The following is a 23,417-nucleotide window of genomic DNA, read 5'->3' on the forward strand; positions in this document are numbered from 1 at the left end:
CTTTGAGTAACGGTTTGATTATCTTGAATTAAAGATAATAGACGCCAATCCGCTTGCCGCCAATCATCGCTACATCAATATCCATATCATAAATGTCGCGTAAAACATCGGATTGGATCAGGTCGTCAGGTGTCCCTTGATGCACAACTTTGCCGTCGCGCATAGCTACGATATGATCGGAATACCAAGAAGCAAAATTGATATCATGCAGAACAAGCACGATGGTTTTGCCAAGCTCGTCAGCAGCTTTTCGCAGCAATTTCATCATTGCAGCTGAATGTTTCATATCGAGATTGTTCAATGGTTCATCAAGCAGCACATAATCAGTATCCTGACACAGCACCATTGCTACGAAGGCGCGTTGACGCTGGCCGCCTGAGAGTTCATCGAGAAAACGCTCGCTTAATTTTTCCAACCCCAAATATTCAATCGATTGCTCGACATGGCGGCGGTCGTCACTATTGGGGCGGCCTTTGGTGTGCGGATAACGGCCAAAGGTAACCAGATCACGCACTGTCAGACGCGATGAAAGACTGTTGTCCTGGCGCAAAATGGACAAGCGTTTTGCCAGCACATCACCAGCAGTTTTATTCACATCCAGACTATCAATCGTCACTTTGCCTTTATCCATCGGCAGCAAACGGCTGACCATGGAAAGCAGGGTGGATTTACCGGCACCATTAGGCCCGATGATGGAGGTGATACCGCAAGAGGGCAATTTGAGTGTCACATCGTCAACAACAATGGCATCATTGTATTTTTTGCTGACATTACTGATTTCGATCATCGTTTATTTCCTCTGATCAAAAGGACGATGAACACGAGACCGCCCAGAAACTCGATGATGACACTCAAAGCTGTATTAAACGCAAATACGCGCTCAAGTATCACCTGTCCACCGACAAGACATAAGATTGCGATCAAAATTGCGACCGGCAAGACAATGATATGACGTGCAGAGCCGGCAATCTGATAGGCCAGATTGGCAACCAGTAGGCCGAAAAATGTCACCGGCCCCACCAGTGCGGTGGAAACGGAGACGAGAATGGTGATCATTAACAAGATTTTATTGACCACCTTACGATAATCCACGCCCAGATTGATGGCAGGATCACGCCCCAGTGAAAGCACATCAAAAACATGCAGCATCCGCAAACCGTAAAGTGACACAAGTGCTACGGCGATAGCTGAGATCGCCAGAACGTCACTATTGATAGTGTTGAAGCTGGCAAAGAAACGATCTTGCAGAACGGCAAATTCGTTCGGGTCGATCATGCGCTGCATCAAATTGGAAAAACTGCGGAATAAAACACCGAAAACGATACCGACCAGCATTACCAGATGCAGACTGCGCATGCCGCCGGAAAAAAGCCAGTGATAAAGCACACCGGCAAAAATCACCATCACCAAAACTTCAACGCCAAACATCACGTTTGGTCCAAGCCAGCTTAGATGCGTGGTGCCGAAGAAAAAAACAACGAAGGTCTGGATCAGAATATAAAGCGCATCAAAACCCATAATCGAAGGGGTGAGGATACGGTTATTGGTAACTGTTTGAAACAATACGGTGGAAACAGCAATCGCATAGCCGACCAGCACGATGGCTGCGAGTTTGACCCCGCGAAACGGCAGCGCAAAAGACCAACTGCCTTTGATGCCGAGCGTCATGAAGGCAATCATCGCCACAAGTGCGAGCATGCTTAAGCTGATAAGAACGAATTTCGGGTTTTTCTTAAGCAAAGCGGGATCCTCTGCGCAACAGAAGATAGAGGAAGGCGACACTTCCCACCACGCCCATCATGGTGCCGATCGGAATTTCATAAGGATAACGGATCAGGCGACCGACGATATCGCAAGCCAAGACCAGTCCGGCACCAAGCACTGCCACCCAAGGCACGGAGCGGCGCATATTATCGCCGATTGTCATGCTGACCACATTAGGTACGATCAGACCTAAGAAAGGGATCATACCGACGGTTACTACAACAACGGCGGAAATCATCGACACAATCGAAAGACCAAGGGTCATGACGCGGCGGTATTTAAGGCCAAGATTGGTGGTAAAATCTTCACCCATACCGGCAACAGTAAACCGGTCAGCGGCAATAAAGGCAATTACTGTCAGGAAAAATGAAATCCATAAAAGCTCATAACGGCCACGCAGAACGCTGGAGAAATCACCGGTTGTCCAGGCAGAAAGCGATTGTAAAAGCTCGAAGCGATAGGCAATGAAGGTGGTGACCGCACTGATCACACCGCCGAGCATAATGCCGACAAGAGGCACCACCAGCACAGAGCGCAGCGGAATGGCGCGCAGGATCCGTAGAAACAGCGTTGTTCCGGCCATGGCAAAAACAGCGGCCACCATCATTTTACCGAAAACAGGCGTATCAGGTGCTAAAAGCGTAACCATCAAAATGCCGAGACTGGCAGATTCGACCGTTCCCGCGGTGGAAGGTTCAACAAAACGGTTGCGCGCCATCATTTGCATGATGAGACCCGCAACCGCCATTGACATACCCGAAAGAATGATGGCGATCGTGCGGGGAATGCGGCTGACCAGCAAGACTTGTGTGGCACGATCAGTCTGGCTGTCGCCGAACAAGGTTTGCAACGAAACATCGCTCACGCCAATAAACAGGCTGATGACAGCCAGAATAAAGACGACGAAAACTGCTGCAAAAAGACCTTTCACGCGGCAACCTTTGTGTTTTAAAAGTGAGGGCCTGCCGTGATGAACGGAAGGCCCGACTTGTTGGGTTTTATCGATTGCTGACGCTTACTTTGCTTTGTCAAAAGCTGCTGAAAGCTGGTCGATGGTTTCATGCAGGCCGGAAAGACCGCCACCGACCAGATACCAGTTCATCGGATCAAGATAGATCACCTGATCGTTTTTCCAAGCGGTGGTCTGGTTGACAAGATCATTGTCCAGAACTTTGCTGGCGGCATTGCCTTCTTTGGCGCCAACAGCCGCATCACGGTCGATGACGAGCAGCCAGTCAGGGTTTTTTTCCAGAATATATTCTGCGGAAATCGGCTGGCCGTGGCTGCCGACACTCAATTCAGGATCTGCCGGTTCTACACCAAATTCGCTATGCAGCATGCCGAAGCGTGAACCTGGGCCATAAGCGCTCATCTTACCGCCGGAGGTCATAACCAGCAGGCCTTTACCTTTACCGGCAACTTTTTCTTTTAAAACTGCGATAGAAGCATCAAGCTTGGCGATTTCGTCTTTTGCTGCATCTTCTTTGCCGTAGATGCGACCCAATGTTTCAACATTGTTTTTGACGTCGGCAATGAAATTGGTCGCATTAACGGTAAGATCAATGGTCGGTGCGATTTTTGCCAGTTCCGGCTGTTTCGGTGCAGAGCGACCAGAAACAATGATCAAATCTGGTGCAGCGGCATTGACCGCCTCATAATCCGGCTCAAACAAAGTTCCGACTTTTGCGTAACTATCAGCGGAATATTTGGAGAGATATTTTGGCAGATTGGCGGTCGGCAGACCGACAATGTCAACGCCCAAACGATCAAGATTGTCCAGAGTGGCAAGATCAAAAGTGATGGTCTTGGCAGGCTTTACCGGAACTGAGGTTTCACCTTGCACATGCTTGATGGTGATCTCTTCAGCCTGAGCTGCTGCACCAAGCGACATGGCAACAATTGCTGCACCAAAGAGGGTGGAGAGGCGGGTACCGATGGTCATATGCTTTCTCACTGTCAATCAGGGTCAATCTTCAAATTCAGGAATGTTGTATTGTATAGTCATGTTTGGCAGATGAGCAAAGCTAAAAAGTCATGTTTTGGGTTTATCTTTGTACAACCATGTAAATAGTGTGCCTCCTAACACCATTAATGCGAGTGCAAACCAAGTGACTGCATAGGATAAATGGTTGTTGGGAAAATTCACCACCGTCAGACCGCCAATGGGTTGTTTGCTGGATAATGCAGCAGAATTATCGCTTTTATCAGCGTCGATAAAATAAGGTGCGACCTGGTTGAGGCTTTGTTTTCGTGCGAAAGCTTCAACATCACGTGAGTTCCAGAGGTTTTTTTCCGGCTCATTCGGGCGCAGGAAAAAGCCGTTCGGCTCACTCATTCGCAATAACCCTGAAACAGTGATATCACCGGCAGGAATATTTTTGTTCAACATGCCCGCTTTATAATCCTCATCGCTGACAAAGCCGCGATTGATATAAATCACTTCTCCGTCTTTTGTGTTGAGTGGTACCATTTGCCAATAGCCGGAGCCTAAAACGGTAAGTGCTTTGACCGCTATTTCTTTGCCTTGTAAAAAGCTACCCTCAACCGAAACATGGCGGTATTCGTCTTTTTCAGCGGTGATTATCGGCCATTCCTGTGGGGCAGGTACCGGCACAGCTTCTGCACTAATGCGTGCGTCCACCCGGGCAATAAGGTCATTTTTCCAGCTTAGACGTTCCACCTGCCAAATGCCGAGGCTCAAAAACAACAAGAACAGACAACATCCAATGAGGCTGATGAAAACCAGCGCAAGCTTACGTTTCTTAATGGGTGCTTGTGGTGTTGTGGGCATATGTGCGGGCATCGCAATATCCTTTGTCTATAAATCAGACATTGATCGATGAAATGAACAATCAAGCTGGAGTGATAGAGTATTTTAGGTGGGTTTAAAATGCAAAAAGCGGCTCTGATGATCAGAGCCGCTTGATGTCGTTTATAAATATAGCTGTTTTCAGCTTCGGTTTTAAACGTTGTCGCGATTGCCGACAAGGATTTCGCGTTTGCCGACATGATTGGCAGCACCCACGAGCCCTTCTTTTTCCATACGCTCCACAAGGGAGGCCGCACGGTTATAGCCGATGCCGAGACGACGCTGGATGTAAGAGGTGGAGCATTTTTTATCACGCATCACAACTTTGACTGCCTGCTGGTAGTATTCGTCGCCATCTTCTGCGCCAGCATTTGACTGGTCAAAAACTGCGCTGTCTTCTTCTACCGTTTCTTCATCATCATCTTCTGCGGTGACGGTCGCCAGATAATCCGGACGGCCCTGTTCTTTCAGATGGGTGACGACTTTTTCGACTTCTTCATCGGAGACAAATGGGCCATGAACACGCACGATGCGTCCGCCACCGGCCATATGCAGCATATCGCCCTGACCAAGCAGTTGTTCTGCGCCCATTTCACCCAAAATCGTACGGCTGTCGATTTTTGAAGTGACCTGGAACGAAATACGGGTCGGGAAGTTGGCCTTGATTGTACCTGTGATCACATCAACGCTCGGGCGCTGGGTGGCCATGATCAGATGGATACCGGCCGCACGCGCCATTTGTGCCAGACGCTGCACCGCACCTTCAATTTCCTTACCCGCTACCATCATCAGGTCGGCCATTTCGTCGATGATAACGACGATATAAGGCATCGGGGTCAGATCCAGCTCTTCCTGTACATAAACAGGTTCACCGGTTTCTTTGTCAAAGCCGGACTGAACTGTGCACATGACGGTCTCACCCTTGCCTTTGGCACTTGCTGCACGGGCATTGAAGCCTTCAATGTTGCGCACACCCAGACGTGCCATCTTGCGATAGCGCTCTTCCATTTCGCGCACAGCCCATTTCAGCGCCACAACAGCCTTTTTAGGGTCGGTCACTACAGGGGTGAGCAGATGCGGAATGCCGTCATAGATCGACAGTTCCAGCATTTTCGGATCCACCATGATCAGGCGGCATTCTTCCGGTTTGAAGCGGTAGAGCAGCGACAGGATCATTGTGTTGATGGCAACCGATTTACCCGAACCGGTGGTACCGGCAACGAGAAGGTGAGGCATTTTTGCCAGTTCAGCGATGATCGGCTCGCCGCCTATTGCTTTGCCCAAGCCCAATGGCAGGTGATATTCGGAATCCTGAAATGCCTTGGATTCAATCATTTCACGGAAATAAACCGTTTCACGATTGGTATTCGGCAATTCAATGCCGATGACATTGCGGCCTGGTACCACGGCAACGCGGGCAGAAAGCGCAGACATTGAACGGGCAATATCATCCGCCAGACCGATCACGCGGGAGGACTTAACACCCGGTGCCGGTTCAAATTCATAAAGTGTAACCACAGGGCCTGGACGAACATGGATGATTTCACCGCGTACACCGAAATCTTCCAGCACGCTTTCAAGCAAACCGGCGCTGCGTTCCAGCATTTCCTGCGTAATGACCGTGCCGTCCATTGCAGGTGGTTCCTGCAAGAGCGAGCGCGGCGGGAATTCATATTCACCAGCGACATATTCAACCGCAGTTTGCGGCAGCGGAGCTGGCTGATAAGGAGCGGCTGGTGTTGCAATCCGTGCGAATGCCGGTGCGGTTTGAGAATGCGCTGCAGGGGAGGGGGCATCAACCTCTTCCATCTCTGCATCTTCAACCATTTCCAGATCGTCAATGGCGTCAACTGCTTCACTGTCAGCAATTGCTTCGACCGCAGCCATCTGCGGCTGTTCGGTTTCTTTCGCTTCTTCAATCGCAGGGGCAACTTCGTCAATAACCGGTACTGCTTCCATCACAGGCGCTTCTGCAACCGATGCTTCTGCGACTGCCTCGGCAACAGTTTCCGCGGCAGTTTCTTCTGCTGCCGGTGTGGATGTCACTTCTGCCTGTGTGTTACGTGGCTTGTTCCATTCAACCACACGGAACTGTGCCAGAATATCAACAACTGGTTCTTCTGCAACTTCTTCAGTTTTCACCTCTGCAATTGGCTCGGCAACAATTGCAACCGGTGCAGCTTCGACCGCAGCAGGTGCTGATGGCGCATCAATGAGGCTTGAGAAGTCGAAACCTTCAAAAAAAGCAAAATCGGATAGAAGCTGCGTTACATCTTTGCGAACCGGTGCTTCTTCAGGCTCACTGGTGATAGCGGCCGGAGCCGCAATCACAGTGGCGGTGACAGGCGCAATGACAGGCTCTTCTGCAACAGGTGCCGTTACCTGCACCGGCTCGGCAGCCATAATCTGTTCATCATGAGCAGTTTCGTGGCTTTTTACAGCGGCATCCAGATGTGGTGTCTGCACATGGGTGGATGGTGCTGGCTGGGTCGTTGCAATGGTTGGTGTTGTTACAGGTGCAGCCGGTGTCGCGGCCAATCCTTGTGAAACACTTTCCTGCAAGCTTGCGACAACCATCGGCTGGTCGACCGTTTTTTCAGAGCTGACACTGGTGTCAACAGCCTGTACAGCCGATGTTGAATAACGGGAATTGATATCCGGCAATGTTTCGCCACGGCGGCGCGCAAGTTCTGCTTCGGGTGTGCGGGTAAAGCGCACATTCTGGCCGAGTGAAAAATGAGCTTTCCACGCCGGATCAATATGGGCATTTGCCGTTGCCGGACCGCTGGTGCCGCGGATATCCTGCTGCGTGTTATCGCGCGACTGATGTGACGCAGATGCGCTGTCCGCGCTGTCTGTGGTCATTGGGGAAAAATTACTTCTGAGATTACGCATGACACCTGAACCAACTCGTACTTAAGCCTTAGAACGTGGCTTAGTAATAGAAAATGAAGGTTAACAACCTCCTTCCAAGCTGATAAGTATTTAACCCTCAATCAAGCATAAAGCCCGCAAATGCGGGCTTTGACGTGGTAAAAAATTATTTTAACGGCGCATCTCTCTCATATAAGACGAAAAATAAATGCAGCCTTTACGATTCTGCTGAGCGCCGAAGATAAATGAAGTGTTAAGCTTCCAGCCAGTTGCGCAAAGAAAGACGGCTGTTTCCGGCGCGCCCAACCATTGCATTGGCGGCGCACATCGAATTTAACACTGATTCTTGAGTCGCTTCGGTGGCGGCGCGGAAAAGCTGATCGATGCGATTCTCGTTCAAAGTCTGAATGGAAATCAGGTCGTTTTTTTCATCATGATCAAAGGTCACGGCTGTGCTGAAGCCAACGGCAATGTCGCCGCTGCCATGCCCCCAGAAAGCACCAAGACGGGCAAGACCGGCTCCGCATCGCTTGGTGACACGCTTTAGCTGGCGATGTTCAAGCGGAATGTCGGTGGCCAGAACAAGAATGACCGAGCCTTTTTCAGCTTCGGCTTTAACGCGCGAATCAGGACGACGGCCATCTGGCAGGGTCAGATCACCGGCGCGTCCAAAATTGGTCAATGCCAGTACGCCAAGATGATAGGTTTTGCCATCCAGTTTAATCTGGCGTGAAGCGGTGCCAATACCGCCTTTAAAGCCAAAACAGCTCATGCCGGTGCCAGCGCCCACATTGCCCTCTGCAACATGAGTGCCTGCATTATCGAGTGCAAGGCGCGCATGGTTTTCAGTCACAGCAAGGGCTTGAATATCATTGAGCGGGCCGTCATTGCATTCACAGACAACCGGATTAACCGTCGCCGTGGTGCGGCCGATATCAGGGTTTTTGGCAATGGCATCGCGGATCAGCGCATTGGCGCAGGTGCCAACCCCGAATGTATTGGTGAGCAGAATGGGGGTTTCCAACGATCCCAGTTCATTGATCTGAACAAGGCCGGTGCTTTTGCCAAAGCCATTGATGACTTCGCTGGCAGCCAACACCTTGCGGCGATAAAGATTGCCGCTATGGGGCAAAATGGCGGTGACACCGGTATTGATGTCACCGTCTTGTATCGTGTGATGTCCAACGAGAACGCCCGGCACATCCGTGATTGCATTTATTGTCCCTGTCGGCATGGCGCCACAGTGAATATTAAAATCACGGATGCGTGCATTCATCGTCTTTAATCCTTTTATCAGATGATCGGTTCTGAACCGGTGCGGGCCAGTTCCATGTAGATTTCCTGTAAGCGCAGGGTCAAAGGCCCCGGCTTGCCGTCAGCAATCACATGTTCCTGAATACGGATGACAGGTGTAACAAAGCTTGATGCGCTGGTGAGGAAAGCTTCCTTGGCATTGAAGGCTTCTTCAGTGCTGAAAAGACGCTCTTCAACAGTCAGGTTTTGCTCTTCCGCAATCTTCAACACAGCCTTGCGGGTGCAGCCCGGCAGGATCTTGTTGGAGTTTGGACGGGTGATCAGCACATTATCTTTGGTGATGATGAACGCGCTGGAGGAGCCACCTTCGGTGATGTAGTTGTCTTCAACCAGCCAGACATCCTGATAACCGGCATCATGCGCTGCCTTTTTGGCCAAAACCTGTGCCAACAGCATGGTTGTTTTGATATCGCGGCGTGTCCAGCGGTTGTCCGGTGCCAAATCAATAGCGACACCGTTTTTTGCACCAGCGCTATTGGTGATGTTTTTCACCTGTGTCAGCATGATGAAGTTAGGCTTCAAATCGGCGGCATAACCAAAATCGCGTTCGGCGGTACCGCGGGTGATTTGAATATAAACGACACCTTCATGCAGGTTATTGCGGCGGATCAATTCAGCCTGTAAATTGATGATGTCTTCTTTAGGCATCGGCATCGGAATACCGATTTCGCCAAGAGAGCGTTCCAGACGGGTCAAATGCAGATCATTATCAACCAAGCGGCCTTCTACAACGGCGCTGACTTCATAAATCGCATCGGCAAAAAGAAAGCCGCGGTCAAAGATAGAAATTTTGGCGTCCTGTTCGCTCACGAACTGGTCGTTGATATAAATAGTTCTTGTCACAAGGAACACTCCGGTGGGGTATAAAATAGCAATGAGGCAACTTAAGCAATTATTGCAGTGGCGGCTATTGCTTTGTTTTGCAATTCTTATGCAAGAAATGCATAAGAATATCGGGATCAAATTTTATAAATTGAGGGGCGGGCTTTTAATATGGAATTGAAATGGCTGGAGGACTTCACCGTTCTTGCTTCGACTTCCAGTTTTACGCGCGCTTCAGAGTTGCGCCATGTAACGCAATCGGCATTTAGCCGGCGCATTAAACAATTGGAAATCTGGCTTGGTGTGACATTGGTCAACCGTGCAACCTTTCCGGCCGAGCTGACAAAAGAGGGCAAAGCCTTTTTGCCGGTGGCGCAGGAAACATTGCGCAATTTTTATCGCACCCGTGCTGCTTTGCAACCCAATGGTGATGAGCTGAAAATTGTCAGCTTTTCCGGTCTGCAAACCTTAACCGTTACTTTTTTTCCGCTATGGCTGAAAAAGCTGCAAGAGCAGATGGGGCCGATCCAGTCGCGTCTTTGTCCTGATCGCGGCGGTATTGAAGAAAATGTCGAAACACTATCCGATGGTGAAGCCGATTTTCTTCTTACCTACGCGCATGAAAATGTACCGTTTCATCTCGATACTAATCATTATGCTTATCATGTTCTGGGTGAGGAACGTTTGCTGCCGGTTTCGGCACCCCATCCGGATGGATGTTTGCTTGATAAAGCTTTGGCAGAAGGTACGGAACTGCCGTTTTTAAGTTATGGCGACACATCGTTTTTTGGCACAGCTTTGGAAAAGCAGTTTACGCAAGTGCCGGATTTCAAGCGCCGCGTTGTGCATGAAAATACGATTTCGGTCGGTTTGAAAGCAATGGCATTGGCTGGCTGGGGGGTGGCATGGCTGCCGGAAAGCCTGATCACAGCGGAACAGGCGAGTGGGCAACTGGTGCTGGCAAGCAATGATGAACAATGGCAGATCATTTCGGAAATCCGCATCTATCGCCATTTGAAAACATTGTCGGCACGGGCAGAAACCCTCTGGCAAAATCTTATCAAGTGAATTATCGAAAATGATTATCGGTGCACAAGGCAGGCGAGGAGCCATCAATCGTGACCCAAGTTAAACAAACAATCGAACAAACATTGGATCAGGCGGGCACGGGGCGTTTTCAGCGCCATTTGCTCGGCGTATTCGGCCTAGTCTGGGCGGCAGATGCTATGCAGGTGCTGGCGGTTGGTTTTACCAGCGCTTCCATCGCACTGACCTTCGGTCTAACATTGCCGCAGGCATTACAAACAGGCACTTTGTTCTTCTTGGGTATGCTGATTGGTGCGGCCGTCTTTGGCCGTCTGGCGGATAAATATGGCCGCCGCCGTGTGCTGCTCATCACGGTTGCTTGTGATGCGGTGTTTGGTTTGTTGTCGGCCTTTTCGCCAAGTTTCGGCATTCTTTTAGGGCTTCGTTTTCTCACGGGTATGGCGGTTGGCGGCACATTGCCGGTTGATTATGCGATGATGGCCGAGTTTCTGCCAAGCAAAACCCGTGGTCGCTGGCTGGTGATGCTGGAAGGTTTTTGGGCTGTTGGTACGGTGGTAATTGCACTGGCTGCATGGGGCGCAAGTCTTGCCGGTGTTGAAGACGCATGGCGTTATATTTTCATCGTGACTGCCGCACCTGCCGTTATTGGCATCTGGCTGCGCATCTGGGTGCCGGAATCACCAATGCACCTGATGAAAAATGGCGAACATGAACAAGCCAAGAGCGTGATGAATCGCGTTCTGCGCACCAATGGCAAGCCGGAGCTTGATGCAAACACCCAGCTGATTGCACCGCAATTGGTGAGCAATGAGAGCCTGTTTTCACCGGCTTTACGTCAACGTACGCTTACCACTCTGGCAATCTGGTTTTTGGTGTCGGTTTCTTATTATGGCATTTTCACATGGATACCGGCCAAGCTTGCCAGTGATGGTTTCGGTTTCGTGCGCGGTTATGGTTTCTTGGTTATTGTAGCATTGGCACAATTACCGGGTTATGCTTTAGCCGCATACGGCGTTGAAACATGGGGGCGCCGCAATACGCTGATTACTTTCTTGTTTATCAGTGCGGCAGCTTGTTTCCTCTTCACTATTGCCGGCAGTTCGTTCCTTGTAGGCATGTCCATTCTGGTGATGAGCTTTGCGCTTCTTGGCACATGGGGCGCGCTTTATGCCTTCACGCCGGAACTATATCCGACTGCATTGCGTGGAAGTGGTATGGGAGCAGCAGGTGCGATGGCGCGTCTTGGCGGTTTGCTGGCGCCCTCGGTGCTGGCATGGGTGATCAGCCAGAGTTTCATCATGGCGGTTGGGATGTTTGCAGCGCTTTTGTTGCTGGCAGCCATTATAGCCTTCTTCATTGATGTGGAAACAAAGCAGCAAGCGCTGACTTAGAACATGTCTCCCCAAAGTGGTCACCGGTTTGGGGAGACATGTGTAAAAAAACATTAGAGCGAGCGCAGTGGATATGATTAAGTGTGACACGCTCTAAAGTCAGAGCGCTTTACGAAATGTCAAATTGATGCGCGAGCGCCTGAAAATCGGGTGCTCACCTTCTTTAAGCGGTAAAATACCGTGATAATAAAGCCGTGATGCGCCACCCCATACCACCACATCGCCGTGGTGAAGCGGATATTTGGTAATTTTATCCTGACGGCTTAATCCACCAAACTGAAAAATAGCAGGCAGTCCCAGCGAGACCGACACAATCGGGTGATGCAAATCTTTTTCGTCTTTATCCTGATGCAGTGATAGTTTGGTGGTGGGCAGATAACGGTTCATCAGGCAGACATCGGGCGTAAAATCAGCGTAACCAGCTTGTGCTGCTGCTTGTTGTGCCAGCGCTAAAAAGGCTTGTGGCATGGCAGGCCATGGTTTTTGCGTCATCGGATCAATCGCATCATAACGATAGCCCTGTTTATCCGATACCCAGCCTGCTTTGCCGCAATTGGTCATCGCAACTGACATTTGATAGCCGCCCGGTGTCACCAAATGGCGAAAAGGCGATATATCCACCACTTGCCGCAAAGCAAGTAGCAGTGCCTCTTGATGAGGGTTTGCAAATTGGCGCAACAAAACGGCTCCTTCCGCCATGTGTTCCACAGGCGGAAGGGGTGGTGTCTGATCTGCAAATAAATCAAATGTCATGAGCGCTGGTTGTTATTCAAGCTTCCTCGTAGCCGAGAATGCCTTTGATTTCCAAAAACTCCATCAGGCCGAACAAGCCATATTCGCGGCCATTGCCGGATTGCTTATAGCCACCAAATGGTGCCGCACTATCCCAATCCGGGCGGTTGATGCGCACGGTGCCGGTGCGAAGCTTTGGTGCAATAGCACGGGCTTCTTCCAGATCACCCTGAATATAAGACGCAAGGCCATAATCGGTGTCATTGGCCAGTTCGATGGCATTTTCAACCGTGTCATATTCGAGAATAGAAAGTACAGGGCCGAAGATTTCTTCACGTGCAATGCGCATGTCTTGTTGCACGCGGGCAAAGACGGTCGGGCGCACATAATAGCCGCTGTTTAGCTCTGCCGGTCTGCCGGTGCCGCCTGTTACCAGTTCCGCACCTTCATCAATGCCGGATTGGATCAGCTCTTGAATTTTGTTGTACTGAACTTCGCTGACCACAGGTCCCATGGTGGTGTTTGCATCGGAAGGTGCACCAACGCGCACTTTTTCCGCTGCCACTTTGGCAAGTGCGATCACTTCATCCATTTTCTCGGCAGGCACATACATGCGGGTCGGTGCATTGCAGGACTGGCCGCTATTGTTGAAGCAATGGAAAACACCCGCCGGAATAGCAGCCTTAAGATCAGCACTGCGCAGCACGATATTTGGCGATTTTCCGCCCAGTTCCTGATGTACGCGCTTGACGGTTGGTGCCGCACTTTGCGCCACAATTACACCAGCACGGGTAGAACCGGTGAAAGAAACCATATCGACATCTTTGTGCTCTGCCAGCACCTGACCAACGCTTGGGCCATCACCATTGACGAGATTAAATACGCCTTTCGGCACGCCTGCTTCATGCATGATTTCGGCAAACAGAATGGCGTTAAGCGGTGCAATTTCAGACGGTTTCAGCACCATGGTGCAACCGGCTGCAATGGCAGGTGCCACTTTAGAAGCGATCTGGTTGATCGGCCAGTTCCAAGGGGTAATCATCGCCACAACGCCAACCGGCTCATGGGTGATCTTGGTTTGCCCTTGCATATAATCGAAATCAAACTCTTCGAGTGTTTTGATCATTTGTGCCAAATGGCCGGTACCGGTGCCTGCTTGATCGCTGATTGACATATCCAGCGGTGCACCCATTTCTTTTGAGATGATTTTGCCAAATTCTTCAATGAGGGCATTATAGGCGGTGAGGATGCGCTTCAGGATATCAAGCCGTTCTTGTTTGGTCGTCTGGGAAAAGCTTTTAAAAGCAGCTTTTGCGGCTGCAACAGCTTTGTCTGCATCAGCTTTGGTACCGGCAGAAATAGTTGCAAAAACCTGCTCTGTTGAAGGATCAACCACATCAATCGTGGCAGGGACGACCGGATCAACCCATGCACCATCAATGTAGAATTTCTTGGAATTTTGCATGGATTTTGGCTCCTGTACCGTTCTGGATTTGTTTGTGATAATCAAAGGTCAAATATAGTCTTTACAGACATGGGGACTATCGCGGTTCACGTCAACCGCAATCATAAAGCGCCTTTGTGAAACGGAGAATAAAATGTCTGTTACCATTTATCATAATCCGGCTTGCAGTACATCACGTAATGCCTTGGCTGCTATCCGCGAAAAAGGCATTGAGCCACAGATTATTGAATATTTGAAAATACCGCCAAGCCGCGATGAATTGAAAGCCGTGATTGCCAAATCGGGCGAGCCTGTGCGCCATTTTCTGCGTGAGCGCGGCACACCCTATGAGGCACTTGGCCTTGGTGATGCAAGCCTTTCCGATGATGCATTGCTGGATGCGATGATGGCGCATCCGCTGTTGATTAATCGCCCCATAGTGGTCAGTGATAAAGGCGCGGTGCTCTGTCGTCCGCTGGAAAAAGTCTTTGACATTCTGCCATAATCAAAAAGGGCAGTTTCAGGTGAAACCGCCCTTTTTGATGGTAATAGTGTCGTAAATTTTAAGTGCCGAAGCGCTTTTCACTCAGTGCTGCCTGCATCAGTGTTTTGGTATATGCCTCACGCGGATGGTCAAACACTTGCACTGTGTCGCCCTGTTCGACGATTTTGCCGTTCTGCATCACGATCACGTAATCAGAAACAGCTCGTACCACAGCCATATCATGACTGATGAACAGATAAGACAAGCCATGTTGTGCCTGCAAATCGCGCAGCAATGTTACCACTTGTTTTTGCACCGAACGGTCAAGCGCACTGGTTGGCTCGTCCAGCACAATAACACGTGGTTTCAAGATCATCGTACGGGCAATCGCAATACGCTGACGCTGACCGCCGGAAAATTCATGCGGGTAACGGTTGCGCATCGACGGGTCGAGCCCCACTTCCAGCAGTGCCTCACTGGCGCGCTGGTCGCGTTGTTTGGCACTCAGTGTTGGTTCATGGATCAGCAACCCTTCAGTGATGATGCGCCCGATGGTCATGCGTGGTGAAAGCGAGCCGAACGGATCTTGGAACACCAATTGCAATTCGCGGCGATAGGCACGCATCTCTTGCGGATCAAGCGGCAGTTCTTTGCCCAAATATGCAATTTTACCGTCCGCTTTGAGAAGACGTAAAACGGCACGGCCAAGGGTGGATTTACCGGAACCTGATTCACCAACAATACCAATCGTCTGACCTTCTCTCAAAGTCAGCGAAATATCATTGACGGCTTTCAGGACGGTGTTTTCCGAGAACCAGCCTTTTTTGAGGTCAAAGCTCACCGTGACATTATCGGCTTGCATCAAAACCGGTGCATCTGCCGGTGGCGGGTTTTTGGTGCCTTCCGGTTCAGCATTGAGCAGCATTTTGGTATAGTCGTGCTCAGGATGGTGGAAGATTTTCTGCGTTTCGGCAGCTTCAACCACTTCGCCGTAGCGCATCACATAGACCTTGTCGGCAAAGCGTTTGACGATGCCTAAATCATGGGTGATGAACACAATCGCCATACCGAGGCGTTTTTGTAAATCTGCCAGCAGTTCCATGATCTGCGCCTGAATGGTCACATCCAGCGCCGTTGTTGGTTCATCGGCAATGAGGATATCCGGATTATTGGCAAGTGCCATTGCGATCATGACGCGCTGGCGCTGTCCGCCGGAAAGCTCATAAGGGTAACTGTCGATGCGGCGTTCGGGTTCGGGAATGCCGACCAGTTTCAACAATTCGATAATGCGCGGGCGGGCGGTTCTTTTGGTGTAACCGCCATGGAAACGCAAAGGCTCGGCCAACTGTTCGCCAATGCGGTAGAGCGGATCAAGCGAGGTCATTGGTTCTTGAAAAATCATGGTGATTTTCGCACCACGGATTTTGTTTAATTCCTGATCGCTCATACCGATCATATCTTTGCCACGATAAAGGGCTTGGCCGCTGGCTTCGCCATTTTGGGAGAGCAGTCCCATGATGGCCATGGTGGTTTGGCTTTTACCGGAGCCGGACTCACCGACAATGGCAATAGTTTCTCCGGCCTTCACATCCAGATCAATGCCGCGCACCGCTTGCACCGGCCCGTCATTGGTGGAAAATGTAACGCGAAGGTCGCGGACAGTCAGAATGCTTTCTTGTGTCATATCAACGATCCTTCGGGTCCAGGCTGTCGCGCAATCCGTCGCCAAGGAAGTTCAGGGCGAAGAGAATGGTTGTGAGTGTCAATGCTGGCCAGATCAGCTGCCATGAAGCACCGCGCATGTTTTGCGCGCCTTCTGAAATTAGTAGCCCAAGCGAGGTCATCGGGTCTTGAACACCAAGCCCGAGGAAGGAAAGCAGGCTTTCAAGCAAAATGGCTTTTGGTACCAAGAGGGTCACAAACACAATCACCGGCCCCAAAGCATTAGGAATGATATGACGGGTGATGATACCGCGACGTGTAGCACCAAGCGCTTCTGCGGCTTGCACAAATTCCTGTCGTTTGAGGCTCAAGGTCTGGCCGCGTACAATACGTGCCATATCAAGCCATTCGGTGGCACCAATGGCAATGAAGATGATGAAAATCGACCTTCCGAAAAACACCAGCATCAAAATGACGAAGAAGATGAAGGGAAGCGAATAAAGAATATCGACAACACGCATCATCACATTGTCGATGCGCCCGCCTAAATATCCGGAAATCGCACCGTAGCCAACGCCCAGCACCAAAGACATGATGGAGGCAAGAAGGCCGATTGCCAGCGAAATACGCACACCGATCATCGTGCGTGATAGCATGTCACGTCCCAGATTGTCGGTGCCGAGCAGAAAGTAATTACGCGCTACATTGAGAGTGAGCGTCCCGCTTAAACCATCAGGCGCCAGTTCGATCTTCGGCTTGCTGAAGAGATCGGAGCGCTCAAAATAACGAAGTACACGTTCATCAGTTTCACGCTGTGCTGTGAAAGGCACGGTAATATTGCTGCCGGATAATTCCGGTTCAGAGGATGCTTTCAGACGTGCACGCGCCAGTTCTTTTTCAAGACCGGGCAAAACGGTGTCGGCACGCGGATAGGCTTCAAGGCTTGGTGCCACCCTCACGAATTGAGGATAGATTTTATCATAAGGGTGCGGGCTCAGCATGGGCCCGAAGATGCTCGCCAAAGTAAGTACGGCGAGCACAATCGCACTGGTGACAGCTGCTTTGTTTTTACGCAGGCGAATCCAGGCATCCTGCCAGAGGGAGCGTCCGGCAATTACTGGTGCTTGAGCGGAGTTTACAGATAAATCAGTCATAACGCACCCGTGGGTCAAGCCATGCATAAATGAGGTCGACAATGAGGTTGAAAAGCACCACGAAAACCGCAATCACCACAACGGTACCCATCACCAATGTGTAATCGCGTCCCAATGCACCTTGCACGAAATAGCGGCCGATGCCTGGAATACCGTAGATGGTTTCAATCACTACAGAGCCGGTGAGGAGCGAAGCAGCGGTTGGCCCCAGATAGGAGACCGCCGGCAGCATGGCGGCACGCAAGGCATGCACACCCACCACAATGCGGGTTGGCAGGCCATAGGCTCGGGCTGTGCGCACATGGTTGGCGCGCAGTGCTTCAATGGTTGCACCGCGCACCAGACGCGCAATGACACCGATTTGCGGCAGAGCGAGGGTCAGAACCGGCAAGATCCAATAGGAAACATCTGCCGATGACCAACCACCTGCCGGAACCCAGCCTAAAATCACACCGAAAAACAAACTGAGAATAGGGGCGACAACAAAGTTTGGCGTGGTGATGCCAAAGGTTGCGATTGCAACTATGGCATAATCGAATTTTGAATTTTGTTTCAACGCTGCAATACAGCCGAGAATGGTGCCGAGAACGGCGGCCAATGACAGGCCGAGCGCACCAAGCATGATAGAAACAGGCAGGCCGGCCGCAAACAAGTCGTTGACGCTAAAGTCACGACGGGCGAAGCTTGGCCCCAGATCGCCTTGCAAGAGATTGCCGAGATAAATCAGATATTGCTGCCATAAAGGCGCATCCATATTATAGGCTTTGCGCAAATTGGCCATGATCAGCGGATCAATTGGCCGCTCAAGATCAAATGGCCCGCCCGGCGCCAGCCGGATCATGAAAAATGTGATGGTGACAATAATTAAGACGGTGGGTATTGCGCCAGCAAGTCGTCGGAGTGTGTAGCTTAACATCGATTTATTCCTTGCATGAACGCACCCTTCATTTTTTGTTCGTCACCGAACGGCAACGATTATTCGTCTTGTGCTCGTTGAAATTATCATGCCAGCCATCAACGCCTCTTTTATCAGCATTACAAACACCGGAGATGGGATGCGTAGAGCTGGTCAGGCGATGATAATAAAGGCGGTTATTGCCTTGAAGCCTGTGATCAACGGCCATTATGCTGCGCTTGTTTTAAAATATTCAGGCGCTGGCTAATAATTTCTGTTTGAAAATAAGAACTCACGGCTGCGAAGATGGTCTCTTCGCAGCCGTGAAGCGTGATTAATTCTTCAGGGACAGCCAACGTGAGTTGTGCGCATCCATCAGATTATCCTCATAGCCTTCAACGCGGTCTGCAACGAGCGCGCGGGATGAGTAATAAAGGATCGGAATAACCGCGGTTTCTTTGAGCATCAGACGCTCGGCATCTGCCAGCACTTCTGCACGTGCTTTCATATCCGTGGTGGCTGCTGCCTTGGCAATCAGCGCATCATAGTCTTTGTTCGACCATTTCGAATAGTTGAAGCTGATGCCGGTACCGGACAGGAACAGGAAGTTCTGCGGGTCGTTATAGTCACCAATCCAGCCTGCACGGGCGATGTCAAATGGACCATCTTCACGCAGGAAGTTAAAATAGGTAGCACCTTCAGTTTCGTTGAGCGAAGCTTTGATGCCGATATTGCTGAGCATGTCGGCAATGGCAGCCATGGTGTTTTTGTTATTTTCTGAGGTGTTGTAGAGAAGCTCGATGGAAAGTGAGCCCGGCTCAATGCCTGCTTCTTTCAGCAGTTCTTTTGCCTTGTCTTCTCGCTCAAGCATGTCTTCCTTGGCAAATTCAAGCTGCACACCGCCTTCAACATAGTTGTTGATGCCAGGAGGTACGACCGAGTAACCCGGCAGCATGGTGTTTTGCCAGACTTGTTCAGACAAGAACTCACGGTCGATTGCCATGGAAATGGCCTCACGCACACGCGGATCTTTCAGCTTGCTATCAGCGGTTTTGCCCTTGATCGGCAGGTAATAGGAGCCGAGATAAGGTGCGATACGGAATTCGTTAGCCAGATTTTTCTTTACATAGTCAATCTGTTCTGCCGGAACGTCCGAGCAGATCTGCACTTCTTTGGCCTCGAAACGACGCATGCAAGATGCGCGGTCTTCAAAAGGAATCCAGTTAACGACATCAATCTTCACCTCATCCGCACCATAATAATTCGGATTCTTTTTCATGACGATTTTGTCGTTCGGCTGGAAGCTTTCCAGCATAAAGGCACCATTGGTGACCATTTTGCCGGCGGTGGTGAATTTATCGCCGTTTGCTTCAACACTCTTCTGGTGCATCGGCAGACCGGTTTGGTGAGTCAGCAGTTCCAAAAAATAAGGGGTTGGTGCATTGAGTGTAATTTTCAGCGTGAGATCATCAACAGCTTCAACGCCTAAGTCTTCGAGAGGCTTCTTGCCGCCTGCGACATCTTCAGCATTTTTGATCGGGAACAGCATGCTGGCATAGCCCGCAGCGGTAGCTGGATTCATAATACGACGATAGGTGAATAGGAAATCACCGGCAGTGACCGGATCGCCATTTGACCATTTGGCATCATCACGCAGATGGAATGTGTAAACGAGACCATCTTCGGAAATGTCCCAGGACTTTGCAGTGCCCGCAACCGGAATGCCTTTTGCATCTTGAATGACAAGACCGTCATAGAGGTCTTTCATGATGCGACCTTCAGAGACAGTAGATGTACGATGATGATCAAGCGTTGCCGGGTCAGTATCGTTACCGCGGTTGAGAACCACTTCGGCATTGGCAATGCCGGTAAACGCAAAAGCGCAAACGCTCGCCAGTAAAATTTTCTTAAACATTAAACCTCCCCTCGGAAAAAATCTTTAGGCGCTTATGATATTATGTTCTCGGGCGCTGACAAGAGGGGGGATTTTGACAGCTTGTCTTATAATTTAATTACAACCATCGGTTGCTTTACGGAAGGGGAAAAATAATAGTGCCGAAAAAATATTGAAAAATATTGAATTGAGAAGGAGTTCTGGGAAATATGGATGAATTTAAAATTATTTAAAAATTCAAAATAACACTTTGGTTTTTAAAGCCAATTCATATTCAACTGAGAACGCAAATTTTGTAAGCAATGAAATGATGAATTTCTGCTTTAAAACTTTAGTTGTATATCTGATTGCGAGAGTTAAACTTTTGAAAAAGCCACATTTTCAGTTGGTTTTAACCGGAAAGATACCTTTACGGCTGATGAAACCAAAAAAATATTTTTCACTTTAACTGATTATTATGAAGAATGCGGCGTTTTTAAAATTATATTAGTGCAAGCTGTGGATTTTTTTGGATTAAAAACCTTAGCTATTTTGCAAGATTTTATCTTGGCACAATTGCACCTGTTTTTGGGTCGATACGGACTTCGACTTTAGCACCGGTTTTGAGATAATACTCGATTTCATAATAACCTTTTCGATCCCAATCGATCTCGTCGATATATGAAAAATCGCTATTTTGTTCGATCTCGGCGATGATTTCCGATAATTTTTTTCCATCCGGTTCCGCGGCTGACAAAGTGCTAACCGGCATCAGTAAAAACAATGAAATCAAAAGAGTGCGCATCATTATCTCCATCATTGATTTGAACTGTACCATTGCAGCACTATAAATTGGCATCAAAATATATTTCATCCACTAACAAGCGTTAGCGGATAGGGTAATCAAACACACAAAAATAAGCGTACGCTGATTTTAGATTTTAACGATCAATTTCAGGGAAGTAAAAAATGGTGCCCGGAGACGGACTTGAACCGCCGACACACGGATTTTCAATCCGTTGCTCTACCAACTGAGCTATCCGGGCATCCCGTACCTGCAAGCTTATCTTGCCGGAGAAGCGAATGATTTATTCGCTGGAATGGGGTGGTTTATAGCAGCAAATTTTCGTCTGTCCAGTGCGGACTTTATAATTTTTCGGCTTTTCTGCTGTCGATTTCACGAATTAACAGCTTAAGCGTTGAAAATCGCATGAAAAACAAGATGTTCAATGTGTATTTGATTGTTTTTACGGTCAAAAATGCTGTTTGAAACTTTATTCTTTGCAAAATATTTCACGTGAATCATTGAAACGCATGACTGATTCACGGCTAAAAGCGTTTGAAAAAGAAAAAGGCGGATTATTCCGCCTCTTCGTCATCTTCTTCCAAGCGTGGCCCGGGAATCACATAGGTGCCCGAAAGCCAGCGATTGAGATCTACATCGCGGCAACGGGGAGAACAAAACGGATAATGTTCGCGCGAGGACGGTTTTTTACATTCAGGGCAGGGACGTGTCGGGCGCAAAGGCGTGACATTCGATTCGCTGCCGTTTTTGCTTTTTTCACTCATATCGGCTGTTAAACCTTGCCTGTCTTCCAATGGGCATAGACCGGATAATCGCCACTTGCCAGCAGACTGACAGTTTCGTGCAACGGCAGGCCCACCACATTGCTATAAGAGCCCACCAATTTCACTATAAAACTACCGGCAAGCCCCTGAATGGCGTAGCCGCCAGCCTTGCCGCGCCATTCTCCGGATGCGAGATAGGCATCCAGATGCGTGCGGGTGAGTCGCTCAAGGCGGACACGGCTTTCAACGATCGTCTGACGCAATTTGCCGTTTGGCTGGATCAGGCAGACGCCGGTGAAAACCTTGTGCGAACGGCCGGAGAGAAGCCGCAGGCATTCGCGCGCCTCATCTTCCAGCTCGGCTTTAGGCAGAATACGCCGACCAACGGCTACTACTGTATCCGCAGCCAGAATAAAGCTTGCACTATAGCTCTCGTCACCGCGCAATTGTTCGGCTGCTTTTTCAGCCTTTTGGCGCGACAAACGCCGTGCGAGCGAGCGCGGATGCTCTGCACGCAAAGGTGCTTCATCAATATCGGCCGGATGGATATGATCCGGCGTAATGCCAGCCTGCGCCAAAAGCTCAATCCGGCGCGGGGAACCTGATGCGAGTATCAACTTGTGCTGAGCGCTCATAAGGAGAAACTTTCTTGTGAGGATCGGCTTGTGAGATAATGGCCAGACATATAGCTGTCAGCCTCATACCGGTTAAACTGATACCAGCTTTTAAGCTTTGTAAGTTGGCTTACTTAAAGCGGTAGGTAATACGACCCTTGGTCAGGTCATAAGGGGTCATTTCAACCAGCACTTTATCACCTGCCAGAACGCGGATGCGGTTTTTGCGCATACGGCCAGCGGTGTGAGCGATGATTTCGTGATCGTTTTCGAGTTTAACGCGGAACATTGCGTTTGGCAGCAGTTCAGTAACTACGCCCGGAAACTCGAGGACTTCTTCTTTCGCCATGCGATACCTGTTTCTTTTCTTAAAAATTATGTTTTATAGTCGTTAAAATGAGCCGTCAAAGGCGGTTCATCGGGATTTGCGCGGAACCTATATGATTAGGACGCATTTGTGAACAACTGAAATGAGCTTACTTTTTAATTGAACCGTTGTTCGATTTGTTTCTTTAAACGATCACGGACATCACGATAAGCGACCAGTATTTGCTCTCTGGAGCCGGTCAGCAATGTCGGATCAGGCGTTGGCCAATATTCAACATCAACTGAAAATCCGCGCATTTTTTCCAAAACGGTGTGATGCGCCAGAGGTGTCAGTGTTATGATCAGATCAAAATAGCCGTCTTCCAGTTCATCCAAGTCGCGGGGCTGGCGGTTGTCGAGCGAAATGCTGATCTCTGCCAGAACCGCATCCACAAACGGATCGCGCTCTCCTTTTTTCACGCCGGCAGAAGCAATATAGGTGCTTTTGCTCAACATACGGCGTGTTAAAAGCTCGGCCATTGGCGAACGGATAGAGTTTTTGCCGCAAACGAAAAGAATGGAAGAGGGCAGACCCGGTTTAAGGGGTTTTTCTACATCTTCTGCGGGGCTTGATACAACTTCACTGGCGATCATGCAAGTTTA

At 49.7% G+C, this 23,417-nt stretch carries 22 protein-coding genes and 1 tRNA gene; 3 read left to right on the plus strand and 20 right to left on the minus strand.

The window, feature by feature from the left end; genetic code table 11:
- Positions 1-28: 28 nt before the first annotated feature.
- From JNC77_RS01110 to JNC77_RS01145, 8 genes are all read right to left on the minus strand, one after another.
- Positions 29-787 carry an iron ABC transporter ATP-binding protein gene (locus tag JNC77_RS01110; RefSeq protein ID WP_374828886.1) on the minus strand — a complete coding sequence of 253 codons (759 nt, stop codon included), beginning with the start codon at positions 785-787 and terminating at the stop codon, positions 29-31.
- The gene (locus tag JNC77_RS01115) at positions 784-1,698 is read right to left on the minus strand and encodes an iron chelate uptake ABC transporter family permease subunit (RefSeq protein ID WP_374830392.1); all 915 of its coding nucleotides are present in this window, start codon (positions 1,696-1,698) and stop codon (positions 784-786) included. Before JNC77_RS01115 ends, JNC77_RS01110 begins: the two co-directional genes overlap by 4 nt.
- Before the next feature lie 34 nt (positions 1,699-1,732).
- Positions 1,733-2,695, minus strand: coding sequence for an ABC transporter permease (locus tag JNC77_RS01120; RefSeq protein ID WP_374828887.1), 963 nt, complete (start codon positions 2,693-2,695; stop codon positions 1,733-1,735).
- Between the two features lie 84 nt (positions 2,696-2,779).
- Positions 2,780-3,706: a siderophore ABC transporter substrate-binding protein gene (locus tag JNC77_RS01125; protein ID WP_374828888.1), complete on the minus strand. Its 927-nt coding sequence runs from the start codon at positions 3,704-3,706 to the stop codon at positions 2,780-2,782.
- 90 nt (positions 3,707-3,796) lie between these two features.
- Entirely contained in the window at positions 3,797-4,567 is a 771-nt protein-coding gene (locus tag JNC77_RS01130) for an SURF1 family protein (protein WP_374828889.1), read from the minus strand.
- Between the two features lie 159 nt (positions 4,568-4,726).
- Entirely contained in the window at positions 4,727-7,372 is a 2,646-nt protein-coding gene (locus tag JNC77_RS01135) for a DNA translocase FtsK (RefSeq protein ID WP_445482842.1), read from the minus strand.
- Between the two features lie 328 nt (positions 7,373-7,700).
- A complete protein-coding gene (locus JNC77_RS01140) occupies positions 7,701-8,723 on the minus strand; it encodes a DmpA family aminopeptidase (RefSeq protein ID WP_374828890.1) in 1,023 nt (340 codons plus the stop codon).
- A 17-nt stretch (positions 8,724-8,740) separates the two neighbouring features.
- A complete protein-coding gene (locus JNC77_RS01145) occupies positions 8,741-9,604 on the minus strand; it encodes a D-amino-acid transaminase (RefSeq protein ID WP_374828891.1) in 864 nt (287 codons plus the stop codon).
- 150 nt (positions 9,605-9,754) lie between these two features.
- On the opposite strand from JNC77_RS01145, the gene JNC77_RS01150 reads away from it, so the two are divergent.
- Together JNC77_RS01150 and JNC77_RS01155 are read left to right on the plus strand one after the other, a co-directional pair.
- Complete coding sequence (locus JNC77_RS01150; RefSeq protein WP_374828892.1) at positions 9,755-10,651, plus strand: LysR substrate-binding domain-containing protein; 897 nt, start codon at positions 9,755-9,757, stop codon at positions 10,649-10,651.
- Between the two features lie 50 nt (positions 10,652-10,701).
- Positions 10,702-12,021, plus strand: coding sequence for an MFS transporter (locus JNC77_RS01155; protein ID WP_374828893.1), 1,320 nt, complete (start codon positions 10,702-10,704; stop codon positions 12,019-12,021).
- 99 nt (positions 12,022-12,120) lie between these two features.
- Here JNC77_RS01155 and alkB read toward each other — a convergent pair whose 3' ends face one another.
- Positions 12,121-12,774, minus strand: coding sequence for a DNA oxidative demethylase AlkB (gene alkB, locus JNC77_RS01160; RefSeq protein WP_374828894.1), 654 nt, complete (start codon positions 12,772-12,774; stop codon positions 12,121-12,123).
- Positions 12,775-12,790: 16 nt separating this feature from the next.
- Complete coding sequence (locus JNC77_RS01165; protein WP_374828895.1) at positions 12,791-14,218, minus strand: aldehyde dehydrogenase family protein; 1,428 nt, start codon at positions 14,216-14,218, stop codon at positions 12,791-12,793.
- Between the two features lie 133 nt (positions 14,219-14,351).
- Between JNC77_RS01165 and arsC the strand changes: the two genes are divergently transcribed.
- Positions 14,352-14,702: an arsenate reductase (glutaredoxin) gene (arsC, locus tag JNC77_RS01170; RefSeq protein ID WP_374828896.1), complete on the plus strand. Its 351-nt coding sequence runs from the start codon at positions 14,352-14,354 to the stop codon at positions 14,700-14,702.
- Positions 14,703-14,760: 58 nt separating this feature from the next.
- On the opposite strand, the gene JNC77_RS01175 is transcribed toward arsC, so the two are convergent.
- The 10 genes from JNC77_RS01175 to JNC77_RS01220 form a co-directional block, all read right to left on the minus strand.
- On the minus strand, positions 14,761-16,365 hold the full coding sequence (locus tag JNC77_RS01175) for an ABC transporter ATP-binding protein (RefSeq protein WP_374828897.1): 1,605 nt from the start codon (positions 16,363-16,365) through the stop codon (positions 14,761-14,763).
- Between the two features lies 1 nt (position 16,366).
- A complete protein-coding gene (locus JNC77_RS01180) occupies positions 16,367-17,497 on the minus strand; it encodes an ABC transporter permease (RefSeq protein WP_374828898.1) in 1,131 nt (376 codons plus the stop codon).
- Positions 17,490-18,413: an ABC transporter permease subunit gene (locus JNC77_RS01185; RefSeq protein ID WP_374828899.1), complete on the minus strand. Its 924-nt coding sequence runs from the start codon at positions 18,411-18,413 to the stop codon at positions 17,490-17,492. Before JNC77_RS01185 ends, JNC77_RS01180 begins: the two co-directional genes overlap by 8 nt.
- A gap of 313 nt (positions 18,414-18,726) precedes the next feature.
- Entirely contained in the window at positions 18,727-20,307 is a 1,581-nt protein-coding gene (locus tag JNC77_RS01190) for a peptide ABC transporter substrate-binding protein (protein WP_374828900.1), read from the minus strand.
- 520 nt (positions 20,308-20,827) lie between these two features.
- Positions 20,828-21,070 (minus strand): PepSY domain-containing protein, encoded by a 243-nt coding sequence (locus JNC77_RS01195; RefSeq protein ID WP_374828901.1) that lies wholly within the window; start codon positions 21,068-21,070, stop codon positions 20,828-20,830.
- A gap of 165 nt (positions 21,071-21,235) precedes the next feature.
- Positions 21,236-21,311: transfer RNA gene (locus tag JNC77_RS01200), tRNA-Phe, on the minus strand.
- Positions 21,312-21,624: 313 nt separating this feature from the next.
- Positions 21,625-21,834: a DNA gyrase inhibitor YacG gene (yacG, locus tag JNC77_RS01205; RefSeq protein WP_374828902.1), complete on the minus strand. Its 210-nt coding sequence runs from the start codon at positions 21,832-21,834 to the stop codon at positions 21,625-21,627.
- Between the two features lie 8 nt (positions 21,835-21,842).
- The gene (locus JNC77_RS01210; RefSeq protein WP_374828903.1) at positions 21,843-22,469 is read right to left on the minus strand and encodes a Maf-like protein; all 627 of its coding nucleotides are present in this window, start codon (positions 22,467-22,469) and stop codon (positions 21,843-21,845) included.
- 109 nt (positions 22,470-22,578) lie between these two features.
- Positions 22,579-22,797, minus strand: a complete 219-nt coding sequence (infA, locus tag JNC77_RS01215; RefSeq protein WP_184221405.1) for a translation initiation factor IF-1 — start codon at positions 22,795-22,797, stop codon at positions 22,579-22,581.
- Between the two features lie 134 nt (positions 22,798-22,931).
- Positions 22,932-23,408, minus strand: a complete 477-nt coding sequence (locus tag JNC77_RS01220; protein WP_374828904.1) for an arsenate-mycothiol transferase ArsC — start codon at positions 23,406-23,408, stop codon at positions 22,932-22,934.
- Positions 23,409-23,417: the final 9 nt, after the last annotated feature.

This window comes from Paenochrobactrum pullorum, from assembly GCF_041929845.1.
Taxonomy (GTDB): domain Bacteria; phylum Pseudomonadota; class Alphaproteobacteria; order Rhizobiales; family Rhizobiaceae; genus Paenochrobactrum; species Paenochrobactrum pullorum.

Coding starts and splice junctions, on each gene's coding strand:
- JNC77_RS01150 (WP_374828892.1), top strand. CDS start 9,755: ATGGAATTGAAATGGCTGGAGGACTTCACCGTTCTTGCTTCGACTTCC.
- JNC77_RS01125 (WP_374828888.1), bottom strand. CDS start 3,706: ATGACCATCGGTACCCGCCTCTCCACCCTCTTTGGTGCAGCAATTGTT.
- JNC77_RS01185 (WP_374828899.1), bottom strand. CDS start 18,413: ATGTTAAGCTACACACTCCGACGACTTGCTGGCGCAATACCCACCGTC.
- JNC77_RS01140 (WP_374828890.1), bottom strand. CDS start 8,723: ATGAATGCACGCATCCGTGATTTTAATATTCACTGTGGCGCCATGCCG.
- JNC77_RS01130 (WP_374828889.1), bottom strand. CDS start 4,567: ATGCCCGCACATATGCCCACAACACCACAAGCACCCATTAAGAAACGT.
- JNC77_RS01175 (WP_374828897.1), bottom strand. CDS start 16,365: ATGACACAAGAAAGCATTCTGACTGTCCGCGACCTTCGCGTTACATTT.
- JNC77_RS01115 (WP_374830392.1), bottom strand. CDS start 1,698: ATGCTCGCACTTGTGGCGATGATTGCCTTCATGACGCTCGGCATCAAA.
- JNC77_RS01220 (WP_374828904.1), bottom strand. CDS start 23,408: ATGATCGCCAGTGAAGTTGTATCAAGCCCCGCAGAAGATGTAGAAAAA.
- arsC (WP_374828896.1), top strand. CDS start 14,352: ATGTCTGTTACCATTTATCATAATCCGGCTTGCAGTACATCACGTAAT.
- JNC77_RS01180 (WP_374828898.1), bottom strand. CDS start 17,497: ATGACTGATTTATCTGTAAACTCCGCTCAAGCACCAGTAATTGCCGGA.
- JNC77_RS01210 (WP_374828903.1), bottom strand. CDS start 22,469: ATGAGCGCTCAGCACAAGTTGATACTCGCATCAGGTTCCCCGCGCCGG.
- JNC77_RS01195 (WP_374828901.1), bottom strand. CDS start 21,070: ATGCGCACTCTTTTGATTTCATTGTTTTTACTGATGCCGGTTAGCACT.
- yacG (WP_374828902.1), bottom strand. CDS start 21,834: ATGAGTGAAAAAAGCAAAAACGGCAGCGAATCGAATGTCACGCCTTTG.
- JNC77_RS01110 (WP_374828886.1), bottom strand. CDS start 787: ATGATCGAAATCAGTAATGTCAGCAAAAAATACAATGATGCCATTGTT.
- alkB (WP_374828894.1), bottom strand. CDS start 12,774: ATGACATTTGATTTATTTGCAGATCAGACACCACCCCTTCCGCCTGTG.
- JNC77_RS01190 (WP_374828900.1), bottom strand. CDS start 20,307: ATGTTTAAGAAAATTTTACTGGCGAGCGTTTGCGCTTTTGCGTTTACC.
- JNC77_RS01165 (WP_374828895.1), bottom strand. CDS start 14,218: ATGCAAAATTCCAAGAAATTCTACATTGATGGTGCATGGGTTGATCCG.
- infA (WP_184221405.1), bottom strand. CDS start 22,797: ATGGCGAAAGAAGAAGTCCTCGAGTTTCCGGGCGTAGTTACTGAACTG.